A 20,476-nucleotide genomic window follows, 5' to 3' on the forward strand; every position below is an offset into this window, starting at 1 on the left:
ATTAAGCCTCACCAAACGGCAGGTTATATAGCTCTGCCGTTCCTTGTCTGCCTATAATTTGTGTAATTTTTATTGTTTCATTATTTGCATCATTAGTTTGATTTGTTGCATATATTGCAATAATATGGCTGTATAAATTATCAGCATTTGAGGTTGGAGATGAAAGTCGATAACAAAGAGATTTTACTGACTCGTCAGCAGATGGACGCCTTACGCAAGATACAGCAGGACGAGTACAACCGCTCAGAACTCGGTATTAAAACTAGACGGCAAGAGCTAGCAGATGATGCGGCATTTAAAAGACTACGAGAAGATGAAAAGCGGCTATTTCTGCGCAATGAGCTAAAAGAGCATAACAAGCAGTTAGTTGAAACAGCCCAGCGAGCAGGCGTAGAAACAAATATTGATTTTGCTATTTTCCAAAATCACGGCTACCAAGGTTTATACGGTGGACTAGACCAGAAAGCAATCCACCAGAGAAAAGCATCAAACAATTAGAAACGATAGCAAAGAAAAAACTCAAAAAGTAATCACATCACTAATATGTGACTTTCATGATTGTACATATTTCAATCATCCCATTGGTACACCTCGATTTAGCGTGTACCCAAGGGTGTACCCCTAGAAAATATTGAATAGAACAAATCCAGTAATGACACGGCCTAACACCTCCTACTCAATGAATAGATTCATTCACCATCAAATGCACGTTTCAACCAAGGCAGGTATAACAAGCGATAATCCCCTTCCAGCATCATCATACCCTTTTTAGTTAAATGATTTCATTCCGACAAAAACAATAAAGAACAAAAATAACACACACATATTATTGGGATTTTTAATTAAAAAAAGACAAATAAAAAGATAAATAACACAAAAACCCAAAACTAAAGAGAGTAAATAAAAATAATATGCTAAATTCACAGGCAGTTCAAATTGTTATGATTATATTAATGATAATTAATATGGCGTATTAGTTTTTTGTAAGAAAACTAATACGCCATGATTGATTATTTATCGACTTTAATTTTTGCTGACTTATATGCGGTCAATAATGCCAATATTGGCGCAATGGCAAAGAGTAAAAATAACCAGTGGGAAGAGGAAGCAGCTCCCTCTACTCCGCCGGGTTGATAAAACCCAAATAGATTGACTATCATGCCGCCCAACGCAGAACCAAATGCGGAGGAAAATAACTGAATGGTTGTAATAGATGAGCCGGCGATGTTTTTATCAGCATCACTGGAAACCTGCAAAATGCGGGTCAAAAGATGCGGCCAGCCAAAACCGACACCAAATCCAAATAACCCCAGCCCCAAAATGATCGGTAGCATGATTTGCCATTCCCCTGCCGATTGAGATGGCAGCATAACCAGCAACAACAGCATACCAATTAACATGAAAATTGGGCCGCTCACAATCGCAAACCGCATCTTAGCACCCTGCCAACTAGCACTGAGCATTTCTCCCACCGTCCAGCCAAGCGCTGCAACAGCAACCATATAACCCGAAGCCAAAGGAGATTGACCATGCAAAATTTGCAGAAAATAAGGAACAAAAACGTCACCCGCCAAGCCAATCACCAATAGCGAAGTGGTGGCGAACAGAACCATGTGAGGGGAGCACAAGCTCAATGCATTTTTAGGCAATAACCTCGCCGAAGTACGGCGCTCGTGGATTACCAATAAGGAGACCAATATCACCGCTGTAATGATGCCAATAATATTGATCCGGATATCTTGTGACAAACTACCCGCAGATACTGCCAGTACAGCAGATGATAACAAGATCAATTGCACAATCGGCAGTGGAATTTTGGTTTTATTCTGTTCCTGTTTTTTAGGCAAAATCAGATAGGTGAAGCCGGCATACAACAAAATGATGGGTAGCATAATGCCAAAAGCATAACGCCATGCGTTCATTTCGGCGAACATACCGCCAATCGCTGGCCCGATTAAGGTTGCCACGCCCCACACTCCCGAAATCAGCGCCATCGCTCTGGTCCAGAGTGATTGCTCAAACACCAAGTTGATCAACAAATAGGACAATGCAAACAGGAATCCTCCACCAAGCCCCTGAATGGTTCTTCCAATCAGCATGATTTCCATCGTGGGTGCGAAAGCACAAAATAAGCTGCCGATGAAAAAAATCAGCCCCGCAACCAGATAAGCATTTCTCGCCCCCGATGCACTCAACAATCTCGCTGAAAGAATGGAACCAATAATCGATGCCACGACAAACAATGTCGTATTCCAAGCATAGAGATTTAATCCCCCAATATCTTTGACGACAGAAGGCAAAATAGTAATTGCAATTAAGGTATTGATTGCCATCAATCCTACGCCCAATGAGAGTGCTATTGCACTCGGCGCATTTTTGCTGGAAAACAGATCCCGCCAGCGACTTTCCTCAGTCATCATCATGATTATTGTCCCGAACTTAGGTTGAGTTGTTAAAATTCTTACGCTAAATTAAACAAGATAAATCTTGGAATAAATTAATGTCTGGATCGATAATATGTCAAGCTCTGACTTGGAAAATAAGATAATCATGGGGCAAACAGTGAGTGAGAAGTTGTTAATGCTTCTTAAAACTCAAGGTGCCTTACAAGCCTCTGATGCCGGCAAGCTATTGGGAACAACCGGAGAAGCAGCCCGTCAACAATTTGTCAAACTGGCTAAAGAAGGGTTAGTTGAGGCGAAATCAGAAGCGAAAGGAGTTGGGCGCCCTATTCAACTTTGGCATCTCACAGAGGAAGGCCATGCCCGGTTTCCCGATGCTCATGCAGAACTCACAACTCAACTAATTACGATTATTCGCAGTCAATTAGGTGAAACAGCCATGGATTTGGTTATCAATGCCCGAGAAAAAGAGGCTTATTTCAGCTATAAAAAAGCAATGGAAGGTGCTTGTGAGTTACAGGAAAAAGTGGAACGTCTGGTCGCAATTCGCTGTCAGGAAGGCTATATGGCCCATTATTCTGTTGAAGAAAACGGCGCTATTCTGTTTTTTGAAAACCATTGCCCAATCTGTGCCGCGGCCAAGATATGCCAAGGATTTTGCCGAACTGAACTAAAATTGTTTCGGGAAATTCTGCAAGCTAACGTGGAAAGAACCGAATATATCCTCAGTGGTCATCGACGCTGTGCTTATCGCATCACTCCATTGACCTTTAACTCCATGACCTAAAAGGGAATATGGCGTTATTGAATAGCGTCCTGAAAATAGCTCTGATCATGGTTTCAATGGTTCTCTTTCCCTAGGTTGGCGCAAAAATCGCACACATTACCGGAGTACCATAGAAAATGACACCATGACCAGAGCACAACATCCGACTTGATTGACTCAAGATAAGGTAACCAACCTTTCATTCATTATATAAATAAAATTTATACTATATTCATCCATTAAGACCAATAAAAATACAATATTGTCATTATGTGAATCATAAAATCAAAGCCATTGCCTGCCATAAAGAACTTGCCATTTTACTCAATATCGAAGAAAAATCGCCACTGTTGCAAGTTCATCAAATCAGCTTGAATCATCAAAATACTATCATTGAGTTCAGTGAAATTTTGTATCGCGGTGATATTTATGGGCTGAATTTCAATTCGCCACAAAATATCCATATCGACTATAACGCAAAAAAAAATAATTAATAATTCTCACTGTTATTCATTTATAACCCGTCGTTTTTAATCCTCGGTAATCATTCCCTTCTGTCAGCCAGCATTGATGACAGAAGGGGAGTGAAGTGAAGAAAAAAGTAGCGTGGAATACTAAAGGCCGATTACTCCTTACCTGCCGCATTCAACTGTTGGTAAATATAATACTTATAACTTTCTAACAGTGCTGTGTCCTGACAATCATTTAAAGCCCCATCGCACAAATGTCGCATGGTCATATTGGCCTGATAAAACGGAGGAACAACCAAACGAGTTCGTTCTAGAATGATCCCACCGAGGAAAGAGATATCCGTCAGCTTGTTCGTTGTAATTGAAGCACCCTGTTTCAGGTTATCCCGCATAGTAAATTGGGTCAGATGCTCGGGATCAGGTAATGGAGAGTTGTAATGAGAAAAATTAATGCTCGGTTGATGATCACCAAAATAGAGGAAAACGGTTGGTTTATCGCGTTTAGCAACAAATTCGCTGAAATCCTTGAGGGCAGGATCAGAAGTAGTGATTTTTTCCATGTAATGACTAAACTGATTTACCCCCGTTGAACGGTCAACATTACCGGTTAAGCCATAATCGTCATGATGGTTTTCATCATAAGGGCCATGCTCATACATGGTCAGAGCGAAAATAAAAATCGGCTTGTCGGTTTCCTTGGCAAGAATGGTTTTCACATAAGACAACATATCTTGGGTTGAAATCTTCCATAGGTTTTCAGTTATGCTTGCCGGATAGCCCAACTCTTGCGGCTGGATAATCCGGTCAACACCTAATGTCTTATAAGCGTGCCCAGCATGATAGCCGGATTTATTAAATGGCGTCAGGACAACGGTGTAATAACCATTGTCTTTCATCGCACGGAACAGGCTGTTTTGCAGATGATCAACCACAAAGTAAAACACTGCATTTTTGCGTGAGCCGAAATCATCCGTATTCAGTCCTGTCAAAACAGAAAATTCAGAAAGCCATGTCCCACCACCAAAGGTTTGCACCCTGAGCGGGCTTTGAGCGCTGACCCCAGCATCATGCTGGAACATATAAAGATCTGGCAACTTAACATTAGCGGGTAATTGGTAGATATGAGGATTGACAGTAGATTCTTGCAATAACACAACCACATCGGGTTTCACGTCTGATTGAGGTTCAGGCAACGTCACTTTTTTGGCCTGTTGCAAGAAATAATCAGCAGAACTGCTAAATTTAGGGGATTGGTATTGCACTTCACTCGCTGACATCACCATATTGGTCATCGTCCCCCGCCCCTTTGGTAATTCCCCCCGCCATTGCACGAGATAAGCATTGACCGTCAGATGAATCCCCCAAACACTTATAGCAATCATAATGACACTAGCCAGATGCCACTTGATCCCTTTTGCTCGGGGTGCAGCTCGCCAACTCAATACCATATTGAATATCAACCAGATAGCCATCATCACTACCGCGATACCAGCCAGCCAATAATGACTTAATGTTTCCTGATTTGAAAGATCCAGCATCACATTCAAATCAGAAAACATCAGTTGATCTTTGTAATAATGAACTTTTATCTGATTGAGAAATTTGAGGATGATAAATAAGGTTCCCGTCAACACTGCCGAAAATAACCAGCGTGCTGAAACTAAAAATATCAAACCGAAGATAGCACCAAATACGCCGACAGAAACCAGTGCAGGATAAATATCACTGCCTTTTTCCAACACTATTATCAAGGAAGCAACCAGCAGCATTCCAAAATAAATCCCCAAGATGATCTTTTTCTTCATATTATATTGAATTCCATATATGAGATCTGTTTGACACCAATAGTCGAAAATAGCACAGGTTATCAAATGCACAGTAAGTAATTAGAAGTAAATTCGCTCAATGAAGACAACTTTGATTTAAAGGAGTTCAACACCCTCACTTCTCAGCAAGAAGTGACGTATGGTACTTTTTGACATTATTCCGATGAAGGTTTACTGATCACACCTCTATAATTCAGGTTAACTTGCTAAAAACCATAATGTTTAAAGACTGGAGAATAAGAACATCCCCCAATTTTTTCATAAATATATTCCCTGTCTAATCCCATCAAAATAGCGGCAAATTGAACTCTTTTTGGCATAAAATCGTGTAAACTGCTGAGTAACACGATTTGTCCGCACAAACAGTATTATGTTGAGGAGTACGCCCGATGGATGATACACGTTCAGGAAATCAGTTAACGGTTGATGAGATTTGTGGCGCTGCTCGTATCTATGTTCAACAAAAAAATCGTTTAAACAACCATAAACTGGACTGGGTAGCAGAAGAAGTCCCGGTGGCATTAGTTTACAACGGTATTTCCCATGTTGTGATGATGGCAAGCCCGAAAGATCTCGACTATTTCGCTATTGGTTTTTCATTGTCAGAAGGTATCATCAACTCCCCGCAAGATATTCGTGGTATTGATTCGATGATTAGCTGCCACGGTGGCATTGAGCTGCATATTGAGCTTTCCAATCGCCGATTTGCCGAACTGAAAGAGCATCGTCGCAGTATGGCGGGCAGAACGGGTTGCGGTATCTGCGGTACGGAACAGATAGCAGAAATCTTCCGCCCGATAACTCCCCTGCCTTTTACTCAGATGTTTTCATTGTCTTATCTTGATCATGCCCTTTCACAACTCCCTCATTTGCAGGAAATCGGCCAAGTCACAGGCTGTACTCATGCCGCAGGATGGGTTGATCTCAAGGGTGATTTACTTGGTGGTTGCGAAGACGTTGGCCGCCATGTGGCGCTGGATAAGTTACTGGGGATGCGATCAAAAACGGGCTGGCAGCAAGGTGCTGTGTTGGTTTCCAGCCGTGCCAGTTATGAAATGGTACAAAAATCAGCCAAATGTGGTGTGGAAATTTTGTTTGCTGTTTCTGCCGCCACCTCACTCGCCATTGAAGTCGCGCATAAATGCAACCTGACATTGATTGGGTTTTGTAAACAGGGACGGGCGACGGTGTATACCCACCCACAAAGGATCATGGATTAAAATTAAATAATTATCCCATAACTGCCAGTGCTCCCAGATAATTTACCTGCCCCAGAGACATTACGCGACAATTATTACTGGCCGACGCAGGCTATCTTGACCTTTACTATTTTGAGCAAATTTCGTGCACAAGCGGTTCATTTGTTGTTCGGGGAGTCTGGTCGGAAACCGCTTTTTGCTGGAAGAAGCGAGGGAATATTTATACCGAAAGGCCGCCAAAACACTGCAAAGAAAATCATGTAAAAACAAGATATTGTATGGGTGTTTTGAAAAGCTTAATTCTTAAGTTCCAATATATGATCACGCATATTCAATAATTATGGGGATATAATTATAAATGAGCTGATACCTCAGAGTAAATCCCATTACAATATTATAATTACATGATATAAAAATCATATCTGAAAATAAAAACCACACATCAATAAAGAAAAAATAAATGCTTTCATGCAGCCAATGGTTAAAAAACAAAAACAATAAAGCACCAAAATAATAAACCGAGAAAAACACAATTAAAATTACACCCATTAATTTCCATCATCATAAAAATATAATAACACAGAGGAGAAAATTACTTATGAAGTGGTACACCAAGGAAGCATTAGAAATAAATAAACTCATACCTAATGGAGAGCAAATTAATATTGGTGCTGGGTTTGGACCCACTGGCATCCCTCATATAGGAACACTTTGTGAAATAATTCGCACTAATTTAGTTATAAAAGAATTAAATAATCTAGGCAGAAAGGTAAATTTCTATCTGATTTCAGATGATTTAGATCCTTTTAGAAAAATCCCATCAAACATACCCAATCCAGAAAAATTAAACAAATACATAGGGCTACCTATAAATAAAGTTCCAGATCCTTTTGGAGTTTACTCCTCATTCTCAGAGATGGCTGAAAATAAATTATTCAATCTAGCTAAAGAATATAATGCAAGTTGTAATATAGTAAAGAATTCTCTGGCATATAATAATGGATATTATAACTCTTTAATTAAACTATTTCTCGAAAACTTTACTAAAATAAATAAAATATGCAAAGAGTCCACCGGCTTTTTAAGACAAAGAACCTATAATATTATAATGCCGATCTCTGAAATAACAGGAAAAGTACTGGAGCATATTACTATAACAGATATAAATCCTGATAATGGAGAAATAACTTATTATATACCCTCAGATGAAATAGTTAATAAACCTGGGAGTGAATATGGTGTAGAACTGCGAGATCTGTATCAAGAAGAACTGTTAGATAAAGAACAGACAGTTTCTGTGTTAAATGGAAAAGCGAAACTTCAGTGGAAAGCTGACTGGGGTATGCGTTTGCTGTATAGAAATATTCACTTTGAAATGCACGGTGAAGATTTGATGGATTCAGCTTCTATTGCCCGACAGATATCCATCACCTTAGATAAACCGACCCCACGTCTTTATCAATATGGGCTTTTCCTTGATGCTTCAGGGAAAAAAATATCCAAATCAAAAGGTAACGGATTCTCTCTTGATGACGCCAAAAACCTTCTTACACCAGAAGCTATCCAAATTTACTTATCAAAAGACCCCAAAAAATCTACTAAATTTTATATAGAACAATCACCAAGATTGAATGATCAAGTAAACATCTCCAATAAAAAAAGATTATCTTTTTACAAAATATCCAGAATATTAAAAGCATCAAAACCGACCTCCATTTCCTCAGCAAGGAAATTCCTTGATTTATATCGAAGAAATGGGGAAGTCATATCAGAAATTGAACTAACCATTAGCTACAATTATTATTTAAGAACCAAAAAAGACAATAACAGAGGATTGATGACAACTAAAGAGGAGGATTATTTTTCATTCATATCTAAATCCATAAAAAAAGATAAAAAATTATCTAAAGAAAAAATTTTTAAACTCATATTGAACTCTTTCAAAAAAACTTTCCCTGATAGAGACAAATCACAAATATGGGTTTTACTCTACAGAGGATTATTTGGTGATATTCGTGGACCTAAAATTGAAACATGGATAAAAATAAACGATATAAAAAGCATCATTGAATACTTCGAAAACCCACATAAAGTTAAATCAGAAAATAAATCGCCAGATGACAAGATGAAGAATAAAGAATCATTTATAATGATAAATAAAGATAAGGATAATAAAAAATATATGACAAAATTATTCAAATCAATTGATTTCAATCAAGTAAAAGAAAAATGTGACACTCTATCTTTTGAATTGAAAAAACATAGCAATGCTCTGATTGATGCACTTGCGGGATATCAGTGCAAAATAGTCACTGAAGATGAAATTTTACGTTCAATAGACCTCCTCAATAATATAGAAAAAAACAAAGAGTATTTCAAAAAAAATATTTATGGTGTCACATCCTTCCTACCACTTAACCAACCCATTTACGCATCAGTGTGTTTTGGCTTTATTCCATCTCTTATGGCTGAAAATGTTTGTATCCGCCCACCAACCGCTATGCACCCTCATTATAAGAAGTTTGCAGATGTGATTAACCTATCAAAGATATCGACATCACTCTCAACTTCCTATGAGGATAAAGAACTATTCTTAAGTAAACGGGTAAAAACGACTGATGCTGTTATATTTACAGGAACACCAGAGAATGCTACGAAAGTCAGAAAACACTTTAGAAAAAACACTTTGTTTATATTAAACGGGGCTGGTCATAATCCACTGGTTATCTCAAAGGATGCAGATATAGATATCGCTATTGAAAGCACAAAACGGGTTGTACTTTATAATCAGGGACAAGATTGTGCAGGTCCTAATTCTATATTGGTACACAATGAGATATATGAATTATTCAGGAGAAAATTAATTTCCAGCTTAAAAGGCATTGAAGATAAAGTAGGCCATTATTCTAATTATACTAATATAGTCGGCCCCAATAGCGACATAGATCATAGTATAAAAATGGCATCAATATTTAAAATAAACCGAAGTTATTGTACCTATGGTGGAGAAATAAATCCAATTGATGGTATGATAAAACCGACTATTTTTGAAAAACCACTTTCACTAGGTGGAAACTATAAAGAATTTTTTGCTCCTGTTTTCTTTTTGCAAAAATACCAACAAGATCAAAATTTAGCTGACTATTTCTCCAACCCGAGTTATTCTGCCAATGCCATGTATATTTCTTTATTTGGTACTAGCGATTATATCAGTAATAAATTAAATAAGACGTTACACTTACCGGAAAGCATATTAAATAATACTGATTTACATATGGAAGAGCATGGATATTTTCCATATGGCGGACAAGGTCCCGCAGCATCATGTCTTTGGTATGATGGCAATAGAATTAATGGAAACACATTACCACAAAGAGATATATATCAATATTTAGTCGAACCATACAACAAGTAATGAGATAAAAATGACTGCCAGCTTTAATAAATCATATATGGTATCCATCATATTAGGAGCATCTCTCGTCGGGTTAGCGATGGGTTATACATTACCCATGGTCAGTTTAAAGCTGGCGGAACAAAAACATTCCTCAACTCTGTTGGGGATAATGTCGGCACTACCTGCTGTAGGAATGCTGATTTCTTCCATGGTGATACCCACACTTACCCGTCTATATAGCTTAAATAAATTATTCAGTTTTAGCCTAATGTTACTTACAGCTTCCACCGTATTTTCTGCTTATTTCAGCCAAGTCTATTCTCTTGCTATTCCTCGATTTCTGATGGGTTTTGCCTGTGGTGTCATTGTCGTGATTGGAGAATCTTGGGTCAGCGGTAACACCAGCGATAAATACAAAGGAGTACTAATGGGGCTGTACGCTTCAGCATTCACTGGGTGTCAATTGCTGGGGCCATTACTGATTTCGATATTTAGCATAACCTCACTGATCCCAGCAATGCTACTGTCCATACTTGCTCTCTTCTGCGTTGCTCTTATCGTGATAAATCCTTCTGCATCAATATCACCACAGATAAAAGATGAAAAAAACAAGTTTCCTGTCTTCCCATTAATCATGTCCGCTCCCTGTCTTATCATTGGCGTTCTTTGCTTTTCTTCTTTTGATGCTGTAACACTATCGATGTTCCCACTATATGGGCTGTCATTAGGAATACCTGAACAAACGGCCATCACTCTAATAACATTGATATTCTTAGGCGATGCAATATTTCAAGTTCCCATTGGATGGTTTGCCGACAGAACCAATCTCAAACGGATGCATATTATTTGTGGTGTGATTTTCACGCTTTCCTTATTAGCATTACCATTTACAGTAAATTCTCTATTTTTATGGATTGATGTCATTATCATGGGGGCATTTGGTGGAGGAATTTATACCTTAGCATTGGTAAGAGCAGGGAAAAAATATTCTGGTCAGATGCTGATTGCCATAAACTCCTTATTTGGTGTTATTTGGGGAATTGGCAGCCTTACCGGCCCCTTAGTAACAGGTGTGGCAATGGATATATTTAACGAAAAAGGCTTTATTATTACCCTTTCTTTTGTTGGATTGTTGTTTGTGGTTTCTCACTGGTTTCCTAAAAAACCTATACTTGATAGAAAATCAGGGTAATTATCTCGACAAATAGACAAGCAATGATATCCCCACCCGCAACATTTGGTGGATTAATCAAGAGGATGAAACATCCACAAATTAGGCTCAATGTAATAAGCCATCTGTTTCTCTGCATCCACCACCAGCGGGACCAAGCCACCCGGAATGATATACTCCCCGCTTTGTGGAAATTTCATGCCGACCCATTCCTGCCACTGTTCCAATGTGCCGTAAATATCAATGGATCGAAGGGCTGGCTTGATGATTTTTGCACCCAAACGGTAATGAGTGCGGATCCACGGGTCAAACGGCTCGCCTTTGTCATTTTTCCAACCACAATATTCGATAAAATCTTGCAGAGGATATTTGCTTTTCAGGCTCGGCCTGACAGGAACTACAAGCCCCTGTAACCCCTCATCTCGGGCGGTCTGTTTCAAGCTGTTGAGCAATAAAGCAGGAACGTTTTGACCTCGGAACTCAGGATCAACTGTTATCCCCAGAACAGATACCATGTTGGCTTGCACCTTTTCTTTGGCTGCCCCACCAACCTCTAAGACAGCATCCCATCCTTCATCAGGCAATTTATCTAACGAAATATTCACCCAAGGAAAAGGAATTGCGTTCAGCAAACCAATAAGGCGTTCTTCTTGCTCTTGTTGCAAGATGGCAAATTTTTGAAAATGGCTGAACCCTGGCTCATATAATGTATTCCAATATTTTTCAGCTATAGCATCATAATTCATAAACAGGGGCCAATTGTTACCAATAAGCTCCTCCGTCGCATCACCAAGATCTGTCCTTTCTTCAGCAGATTGAATAATGATTTTTGCCTCCATAATGAATCTCCTATTAAGTCTTTTTCAGCCAGATAGATATATGAAAAATAATAAATTTAACTTGCTAATAATTTTAAAATTAGAACTTCGTCATATCCTCTTTATCATAGCTGATTATTTTCTACTACAGGGAATGCACATTTATCAATATAAAATATATGGATTAATTTTAATTAATTATATAAGTGGTTATATAACCTGTTAGATTTAATTACACGAGAAACTTTTAGAAAACTAATTATATTATTAACAACAAAATAACTTCTATAAATTAAATCGACCAACCTCACATTTTCAACAAAAAAGCAGATAGCTTAAACCTTCCCTTAAATACAAAAAAATAAATAAAAATCAACAAAATAAATAAAAATAATGACTAATAAACCCCACAAACACACAATTAAATGGTAATAATTATCATTTACATTATCATTTGAACAATGTACGTTTTTCCAGCGCAATAAATCAGGCCATTTTTATGATTGGGTAACGAGGGATCCCCCGGTTTTAAAACGAGGATAATGATGAAAAAAATTAGTGTATTAATCGCCGCTTTAGGCGCATTAGGGTTTATGGCACAGGCTCAGGCAGAAGTTGGATTTGGTCAGAGTCAGCAGGGCAACATTAAGATTGGTGCAACTAGACCAGGTGCAGGTCCACACGGTGGCTTAGGTGGTGAACCCGGCATTGGTGTCAACTCCGTTTATGGCGGTCAAATCACTGGCTTTGCTGGCTTGACCCGTATGGCTCCTGCTGACAATAACGGTATCCATAATATTTCAATGGCAGGTGCTCCCGGCACTCACGGCGGTATGGGTGTATTCCATTTCAGCAAAGTTGCTAATGCTGACGTTTACTTCGGTGAATGGTCTCAAACAGGTAAGGCATCGGATAGTACCCACACTGTTTATTATGCAGGCAAAGACGTTACCACCAATATACCAACGGATGGTACAGCGACTTATACCGTGACAGGTATTAACCAATATGACGGTAACAATGCCTTGTCCGGTACATTTACCGCTGATTTTGGGGAGAAAACGCTGGTCGGTTCAATGGCAAATACCACGATGGCAATAGATATTGATGCCAGCATTGGTGCTGATGCTAAATTTGAGGGAGCAGCCATAACCGGTGATTTAGTTGGGAAAACGGAAGGTCACTTTTTTGGTGATAATGCAGCCAGTTTGGCTGGATATGCCACATTTGACGATGACAAATCCAAAGATACCGCTTTTGGTGGTTCAAAACAGTAATTGCTAGTTTTTCAGAGAACAGTGCCATGTTTGGCTCTGTTCTCTATTTTATTTCTAATCATATGGGCTTTGTGATCTCTGGTTTTACGATGTCTAACAATATAAAAACACTAATATTATTAACAGCATTGATGGCGTTATGTCTCTCCCTGACCGTTTATGCCGATGAAGATACCAGCCACAAAATCTGGCAGGAAACACAGCACAATCAACGGGAAAATGAAGCCAACCTGATTACACCAGACCCTGTTTTTGCTGAAAGCAATGCATCGTTGATTGTCATTGATGGACAAACATTTCAGGTAGAGAACAATCTTAATGATATCGCTCAAGCGCTATACCTCGCCATTAATCATCAACAATGGCCGGATGTCAGACGTTTTCTGACCGCTTATCAAAAACTATCCGGACATGATGTCATGCTGGTGAATTTTGCCCAAGGTGGTTTGGCTCGTTTTGAAGGGAATTTGGGTCTCTCCGCCTATCATTATCAACAAATTTTAAATCAACAGCCGGATTTTACCCGTATCAAGCTGGATCTGGCTCGTGTCTATTTTGAGGATCATAAAAATCGGGAAGCTGAACAACTGTTTGTTGGATTAAGTGAACAGCACGAATTACCAGCAATAGTCGTGAAAAATATCAACAGCTACCTGAAAGCAATAGCATTAAGAAATGGCTGGCGTGGTTCTTTCTCAGCGGGTTATACCTATAACGATAATGTAAATATGGCTTCTGACCAGGAAGCCCCCTATCAATATGACCCTAAAACACAAACCATACTTAAACAGCTAATACCAAAACCCATCAAAGCATGGGGAGTGTCTTATGACGCAACCTTAAGCCGACGCTACCAACTTGCTGGTCATCATGGCATTTTTGGCCGCGGGCTGATTTATGGCGAAAACTACCGTGCTCACCACAATGAGAACGAAAATACGTTTATGATAACCGCTGGCTACAACTATAAAAGCAGTAACCACGATTTTTCCTTTGGTCCCTTATTTGAATATAAGCAACATGCGGGTGATACCTTTTACCGTGCTATCGGTGCCAAAACAGAATGGCGATGGGCATTCACCGGCCAGACTGCCCTGAATATTGAACTTGAACATAAACAATTGCATCATCAGCAACGTTACCGTAGGAAAGATGGCGAACTTTCCTCTACCTACCTCACCCTATCCCATGCCATCAGCAAAAATTTTATCCTATCTGGTGGAGGCGATTGGGTTTACCGGAACAATGATCAACATCCCATGGATCGCTATCAGCAGTGGGGAATTCGGACGGGGATTTCCGGACAGATCTATCCCGGAATTAACGGTTCACTGTTTGCTACGCTGAAAAAGCGCCATTTTGGCGCTTACCATCCAATGCTTCATGCCATACGTCAGGATAATGAGCAGATTTATAGCGCTGTTATTAAAGTCCCTGCCGCTGAAATATGGGGCATGACTCCCTCTTTCACTTTCCGCCACCGCCGCAATCACAGCAATGTGGATTGGCTGTACAGCTATAACAAAAATGAAGTGCTGATCAGGCTGGAGAAATATTTTTAATCAAAATCTGATGATTTTTTATTTGTGTGATGATTATCGACAAATCGAGGCAGGGATATCAATGGCATACCGAGTTAAAACACAATTCACTCCCATTACAATTGCATTGTCACTGGCTTTTTCACTAGCTACACCTCCCCTATTTGCCGAATCAAAACCTGCCGTCACAACATCAAGCGGCAAGACTGATTTGGGTAAAATTCAGGTTACAGATACCAGTGATAAAGATGAAATAGGTTACGATGCGGTCTATGACAAAGATATTTCTAATATTTATATCGGCAAAGAGCAGATAGAACGTTATAAGGGCACTTCTCCCGCCGATTTAATTAAAGGTGCCGTTGGCGTATACAGTGGTGATGCCCGCAATAGTGGTGCTTTGGATATCAATATCCGTGGTATTCAGGGACAGGGGCGCATCCCTGTCACCATCGATGGTACGGAACAGGCCATTACCGTTGGGCGTGGCTACAATGGCGCCAATAACCGCAATTACCTCGATCCAAACCTAATCAGCAGTATCGAAATAGAAAAAGGCCCCTCCCTGAACCGTAGAGTTAAAGGATCAATTGGCGGCGCAGTATCCATCAAGACATTGACCATTGATGATGTAGTACCGAAAGGAGAAACTTTCGGCATCAATACCAAACTGGAAACCAGCAGCAACTCAGTGAGAGAACGTCAACCTTCTCTGTCTTTGGGGCAGGACTACCGAGATATTCCGGGCTTTATCCAAAATGATGTTGAAACTGATCCGGCATTGAAGATCACCCCACATTCGTCAAAAAATAACAAACTGTTTGGATTCAAAGATAATGCATTCCGTATCGCAGTGGGCACAAAGCAGGAGTATTTTGACCTGATGCTGGCCTATTCTTACCGCCGTCAGGGTAACTATTTTGCCGGCAAGGGAGGTGCCCATCGTTATGATGACCCGATTACGGAAGCCGATGAAAAACTGATGACAGGGGCTCTGACGCGTTTAGATCCCTATCTGCCATTTGCAGCCCGTATCTATCGTCCCGGCAATGAAGTTCCCAATACATCCAGTGAAATGCGCTCAGTGTTAATAAAAAACACATGGCATTTCGCCGATGATCAAGCCCTACAACTGGGTTTTCGCAACACAAGTATGGAGTTCGGCGATATTATGCCTTCAAGGCTGGCAATGGTACTCGCGAAAGACAATGTGGTTCCCCAATGGCCATTAGCCAATGTCCACCAACAAGCCGCCACTCTGACCTATAAATGGCAGCCCGCCGAAAACCCCTATGCCGATTTCGACATAAATTTGTGGGCAACCCGCACAACGAGCAATACCAACACCGCAGGTGGATATCCCCGCAGCCCAGTTGGTAGAGATTATGAATGGGAACGGGGCACAAAAGACAAGAATTCCAATATTGATGGCACGTTGATAAATACATCCCTCACCAATTCCCAGAACAATCGTTGGGGTATAGATCTCTCAAATAAATTTGAACTGACTCGTAATCTGGATCTGACCTTGATGGGGAATTTCCAACGTGAACGCTTAGGCTCTGATGATGGCTATCATTTTGATAATATGTATTTTTTCCAGTCACCTGCGCGAAAAGGGCAACGTCAGGAAATCAATGTTGCCTTGAATGTTGACTGGCGGCCGACTTCCTGGCTGGCCTTAAGCGCCGGCGCTAAACGCGTTTCCTATTGGTCTAAAGATGATTTTCTCAATGAACGTCGCGCCGCAAAAGACGGGCGTTATGCAAATACAGGAGAAATTATTGGACATAACATGAGTTATCTCCGAACAATAACCGAACAAGAATCCGATATGATTCGAAAAAGGGAAAACTATATAAGATCGAAAAAGATCTCCCAAATGAACGCTGCAGAAAAGGTTGAATTCTTTAATAAGCTCAAAACTGAATACCCTACTATCAATACCACCAGTATCACTTCACGTGATGGACAAAAACGCAAGATGGTTAGCGAGGAATTCATTTGGTCTTACAATTACAGCAGTGGCCACCTCAATCAAAATAAGAATCCTTATTTCAATGGTCAACTGGACATGCATGAAAAGGTTACCGACCCTATAAGCGGTAAAGAAGCCTATAAATATGAATACGGCATGGAAGTAGACTCTAATAGTGTATCAGCCCCTAATGTTATCGACCCTTGGGAACCAGCCCAAACACGTAAAGATCATGCTTGGGCACCAACACTCTCTGCGACAGCCTATGTCTCCGATGATTTCCGTCTCTATGCCCGCTATGCCGAAGCGGTAAGAATGCCAAGTCTTTTTGAAGATACGGTCGGTTTTTCAGGCTCCAAAAATAACCTGATAGGCCAACACTTCAAGCCAGAGCGGGCCAAAACCACTGAAGTGGGTTTCGTATATGATTTCAGCCAGTTGGTTAATGCTGAACGCCATGCTGATGTCAAACTCTCCTATTACAACACCGTCATTGAAAATGTGTTCGACAGGGATAATACCTATATCTTCTCCCAATTAGACAAACAGAAGCTGGCGGGTCTGGAACTACAAGCGCGTTACGACAACGGTAGTTTCTTCACCGATATAGGGTTGGTTTACAATATGAAAAACAAGGTGTGTGACCACAACTCTGTCTCAAGGATGGATTCACAAAATCGCTATGGTATCCCTGAATGTATTGATGGCGGCTTTCCTGGAGGGTATATGCGTACCTCTATCCAACCTAAATATTCAGCCAACCTGACCATTGGGGGACGTTTATTTGATGAAAAACTCGAACTGGGCAGCCGGATGCTCTACCACAGCGAGGCAGAAAACAAAGATGAAAAGTGGCTGATGGATGTCCTGCCTAGTGTTTATAAAGGCCAATCCAACAACCCAATGCGCTGGGAGCCGGTGTTTACTGTTGATGCTTATATCAGCTATAAAATCACACAGAACATATCGATGGAGCTGACGGGCACGAATTTAACCAATCGCTACTATCTCGATCCGCTGACACGTTCGATGATACCTGCGCCGGGCAGAACCTTTAAACTCAGCCTTACCAGTCAGTTTTAGAGGATAAGATGATCAACACAGCCATATTGGATAACCCTGTTCCCCATCTTTCAATAGCATCCAGAAGAGGTTTGCTGGTGGGTATTCTGATTGCTATTTTATTGCATATCAGTCTGATATGGCTGTTCAACCGACATGCTTCGTATGATGACTCAGCCCATCATATCAACCAAAATTCTCCGGTCACCGGCATGTCCATTACGATGGTCGCCGCCTCGTCATGGGAGAAAGAACCAGAGCCTGTCTCACCACCGCCAGCGCTTTTGACCGCACCAGAATCACCGACAATCCCCGAAATCGTACTGGACAAAGCGGTTCATCCTGAAAATAAGGTGGAAAAACTGCTAGAAGCCAATAAGCCAAAGAAACCCAAAAAACAACAGAAAGAAAAACCACAGGAGACGATAGAAAAGAAACCTTTGCAATCACAACCAGTACAGAAAAATAATCCTGTAGAACAGGAAACCAGCGGTAGCGAACAGGTCAATTCAGAAGGAAGTATTAGCCGGACTGCAACTTCACAGCCTTTAATAGGACAGGGAAATAGTGAAGTGGATAATTACCATGCAAGACTCCGGAAAGAAATAGAACGCCACAAAGATTATCCTCGCAAGGCAAAGAGGATGAAACAACAGGGCACCGTCATCGTCAACTTTATCCTACTGAATGACGGGACATTAACTGCGACCAGAGTGGTTAACTCTTCCGGCAGCAGCACATTGGATAAAGCCGCACTCAATGCCATCAATCAAGCTAATTCAGTTGGCTCCATGCCTGCTGACATGGAGCCGAATGTCACACTCACACTCGATTTTACGTTGGATAAAACGCTTTAATATCCACGCTTATTTATCCACAATTCTTGCTGATTCCGATAATTAAATCATGGCTCCTTATTCGCAGCCATTTCTCGAACCAGCTTGAGTGTGATGAATGCCAGTCCAAAAACGCCCGCAATCAAAATCCCCCACAGAAGCCACTTTTGCCATTGAACGGCTTTTTCTGCCGGGGATAACATAACGGCAAGTTCCACCTGATGAACGGAATCTGATTAAAACAAAGTGCAGGATACAAAACCAACACTTTGTCAGCAAATTGAAGCCCTAATCGCGGGTTTTTAGTGTTTTTACTTCCCGATACAAAAACTCGAAAAAATCCGTCCTAATAAATCATCAGACGTAAATTCTCCCGTGATTTCACTCAGTGCTTGCTGTGCCAGACGCAACTCTTCTGCCAGCAATTCTCCTGAACGGGCAAAGACCAATTGTTGATGACCTTCCTGCAAATGTTCTGCCGCTGTATTCAATGCCTGTAAATGACGGCGACGAGCAAGAAAACCGCCTTCTGTATTACTGTTGAAGCCCATCGTCTCTTTTAGATGGTCACGCAGTAAATCAATGCCTTTACCTTCACGGGCAGAGAGACGAATGAGTGCATAACCACTGATTTCTGACACACTGGTTTCTTCTCCGGTCATATCTGTTTTATTTCGAATCACCGTAACAGGCAAAGAATCCGGTAATTTCGCCATAAATTCCGGCCATATTTGCGACGGTTCAACCTCATCCGTGGTCGTACTGTCTACCATAAACAGCACCCGATCCGCCTGTTCTATTTCCTGCCATGCTCGCTCGATACCAATGCGTTCGACTTCATCACTAGCTTCACGCAATCCTGCCGTATCAATCACATGCAGCGGCATACCATCGATATGAATATGTTCACGCAAAACGTCACGTGTTGTACCAGCAATATCAGTGACAATAGCCGCTTCACGGCCAGCCAGTGCATTGAGTAAACTGGATTTACCCGCATTCGGACGCCCAGCAATCACCACTTTCATTCCTTCGCGCAACAAACTACCCTGACGCGCTTGTGAACGGACATCATCCAGTTCAGCAATCACTTCATCCAATTTGGCTTCTATCTTGCCATCGGAAAGAAAATCAATTTCTTCATCAGGGAAATCAATCGCAGCTTCAACGTAAATGCGTAAGTTAGTCAGCGCTTCCACCATTTGATGGACTTGATTGGAGAATGTTCCCTGCAATGAGTTCATCGCAGAACGTGCTGCCTGTTCAGAGCTGGCATCAATGAGATCCGCAATGGCTTCCGCCTGTGCCAAGTCGAGTTTATCATTCAGAAAAGCCCGCTCAGAGAATTCCCCCGGATTGGCAATTCGCACACCCGTAATCGCCAGAATACGCTTCAGCAACAAATCCAGAATAACCGGCCCGCCATGCCCTTGAAGCTCCAACACATCTTCGCCGGTAAAAGAGTTGGGGCCAGGAAAATAGAGCGCAATGCCCTGATCCAACACAGAATCATCCACATCACGGAATGGCAGGTAATCGGCGTAACGCGGCTTAGGGAGCTTTCCCAATACCACCTCAGCAACTTTCGCAGCCTTGGGGCCAGAAATACGCAGGATGCCTACACCGCCTCGTCCCGGAGGAGTGGCCTGAGCGACTATCGTATCGGTGGTATTCATGAAATTCTCTCTTTTACCAATTTGACCTATGAACTGAAATAATAAAGGCGGCCAATG

At 41.0% G+C, this 20,476-nt stretch carries 14 protein-coding genes and 1 pseudogene; 10 read left to right on the top strand and 5 right to left on the bottom strand.

Annotated elements, in window-relative coordinates:
- Positions 1-255 precede the first annotated feature (255 nt).
- Positions 256-483 (top strand): annotated as a pseudogene (gene dinD / locus Xhom_RS03585) (DNA damage-inducible protein D); the annotation flags it as partial.
- Positions 484-1,010: 527 nt separating this feature from the next.
- Here the strand turns inward: dinD and Xhom_RS03590 are convergent.
- On the bottom strand, positions 1,011-2,423 hold the full coding sequence (locus tag Xhom_RS03590) for an MFS transporter (RefSeq protein WP_069317428.1): 1,413 nt from the start codon (positions 2,421-2,423) through the stop codon (positions 1,011-1,013).
- A gap of 94 nt (positions 2,424-2,517) precedes the next feature.
- Between Xhom_RS03590 and Xhom_RS03595 the strand changes: the two genes are divergently transcribed.
- Both Xhom_RS03595 and Xhom_RS03600 read left to right on the top strand, forming a co-directional pair.
- Entirely contained in the window at positions 2,518-3,189 is a 672-nt protein-coding gene (locus Xhom_RS03595) for a helix-turn-helix transcriptional regulator (protein ID WP_069317429.1), read from the top strand.
- Between the two features lie 251 nt (positions 3,190-3,440).
- Positions 3,441-3,662: a UTRA domain-containing protein gene (locus Xhom_RS03600; protein ID WP_069317430.1), complete on the top strand. Its 222-nt coding sequence runs from the start codon at positions 3,441-3,443 to the stop codon at positions 3,660-3,662.
- Positions 3,663-3,793: 131 nt separating this feature from the next.
- Here the strand turns inward: Xhom_RS03600 and Xhom_RS03605 are convergent, their stop codons facing one another.
- A complete protein-coding gene (locus Xhom_RS03605; RefSeq protein WP_069317431.1) occupies positions 3,794-5,443 on the bottom strand; it encodes an LTA synthase family protein in 1,650 nt (549 codons plus the stop codon).
- Positions 5,444-5,853: 410 nt separating this feature from the next.
- Here Xhom_RS03605 and fdhD point away from each other — a divergent pair, with 410 nt between their 5' ends.
- The 3 genes from fdhD to Xhom_RS03625 all read left to right on the top strand — a co-directional run bounded on the left by fdhD (position 5,854) and on the right by Xhom_RS03625 (position 11,252).
- Positions 5,854-6,684 (top strand): formate dehydrogenase accessory sulfurtransferase FdhD, encoded by an 831-nt coding sequence (fdhD, locus tag Xhom_RS03610; protein ID WP_069317432.1) that lies wholly within the window; start codon positions 5,854-5,856, stop codon positions 6,682-6,684.
- 577 nt (positions 6,685-7,261) lie between these two features.
- Positions 7,262-10,078: an aldehyde dehydrogenase family protein gene (locus tag Xhom_RS03620; protein ID WP_071933887.1), complete on the top strand. Its 2,817-nt coding sequence runs from the start codon at positions 7,262-7,264 to the stop codon at positions 10,076-10,078.
- A 10-nt stretch (positions 10,079-10,088) separates the two neighbouring features.
- The gene (locus Xhom_RS03625) at positions 10,089-11,252 is read left to right on the top strand and encodes an MFS transporter (RefSeq protein WP_069317434.1); all 1,164 of its coding nucleotides are present in this window, start codon (positions 10,089-10,091) and stop codon (positions 11,250-11,252) included.
- 53 nt (positions 11,253-11,305) lie between these two features.
- On the opposite strand, the gene Xhom_RS03630 is transcribed toward Xhom_RS03625, so the two are convergent.
- The gene (locus tag Xhom_RS03630) at positions 11,306-12,070 is read right to left on the bottom strand and encodes a GNAT family N-acetyltransferase (RefSeq protein WP_069317435.1); all 765 of its coding nucleotides are present in this window, start codon (positions 12,068-12,070) and stop codon (positions 11,306-11,308) included.
- Between the two features lie 521 nt (positions 12,071-12,591).
- Between Xhom_RS03630 and Xhom_RS03640 the strand changes: the two genes are divergently transcribed.
- From Xhom_RS03640 to Xhom_RS03655, 4 genes are all read left to right on the top strand, one after another.
- Positions 12,592-13,326: a Slam-dependent surface lipoprotein gene (locus Xhom_RS03640; RefSeq protein ID WP_232326150.1), complete on the top strand. Its 735-nt coding sequence runs from the start codon at positions 12,592-12,594 to the stop codon at positions 13,324-13,326.
- A gap of 89 nt (positions 13,327-13,415) precedes the next feature.
- The gene (locus tag Xhom_RS03645; RefSeq protein ID WP_069318522.1) at positions 13,416-14,888 is read left to right on the top strand and encodes a surface lipoprotein assembly modifier; all 1,473 of its coding nucleotides are present in this window, start codon (positions 13,416-13,418) and stop codon (positions 14,886-14,888) included.
- Between the two features lie 61 nt (positions 14,889-14,949).
- On the top strand, positions 14,950-17,928 hold the full coding sequence (locus tag Xhom_RS03650; RefSeq protein ID WP_069318523.1) for a TonB-dependent receptor domain-containing protein: 2,979 nt from the start codon (positions 14,950-14,952) through the stop codon (positions 17,926-17,928).
- Between the two features lie 8 nt (positions 17,929-17,936).
- Complete coding sequence (locus Xhom_RS03655; RefSeq protein ID WP_069317437.1) at positions 17,937-18,764, top strand: energy transducer TonB; 828 nt, start codon at positions 17,937-17,939, stop codon at positions 18,762-18,764.
- A 47-nt stretch (positions 18,765-18,811) separates the two neighbouring features.
- Here the strand turns inward: Xhom_RS03655 and Xhom_RS36320 are convergent, their stop codons facing one another.
- Positions 18,812-18,946: a DUF3999 domain-containing protein gene (locus tag Xhom_RS36320; protein ID WP_145957425.1), complete on the bottom strand. Its 135-nt coding sequence runs from the start codon at positions 18,944-18,946 to the stop codon at positions 18,812-18,814.
- 108 nt (positions 18,947-19,054) lie between these two features.
- Positions 19,055-20,419, bottom strand: a complete 1,365-nt coding sequence (mnmE, locus tag Xhom_RS03660; RefSeq protein ID WP_069317438.1) for a tRNA uridine-5-carboxymethylaminomethyl(34) synthesis GTPase MnmE — start codon at positions 20,417-20,419, stop codon at positions 19,055-19,057.
- Positions 20,420-20,476: the final 57 nt, after the last annotated feature.

Source organism: Xenorhabdus hominickii, from assembly GCF_002632725.1.
Classification (GTDB): Bacteria; Pseudomonadota; Gammaproteobacteria; order Enterobacterales; family Enterobacteriaceae; genus Xenorhabdus; species Xenorhabdus hominickii.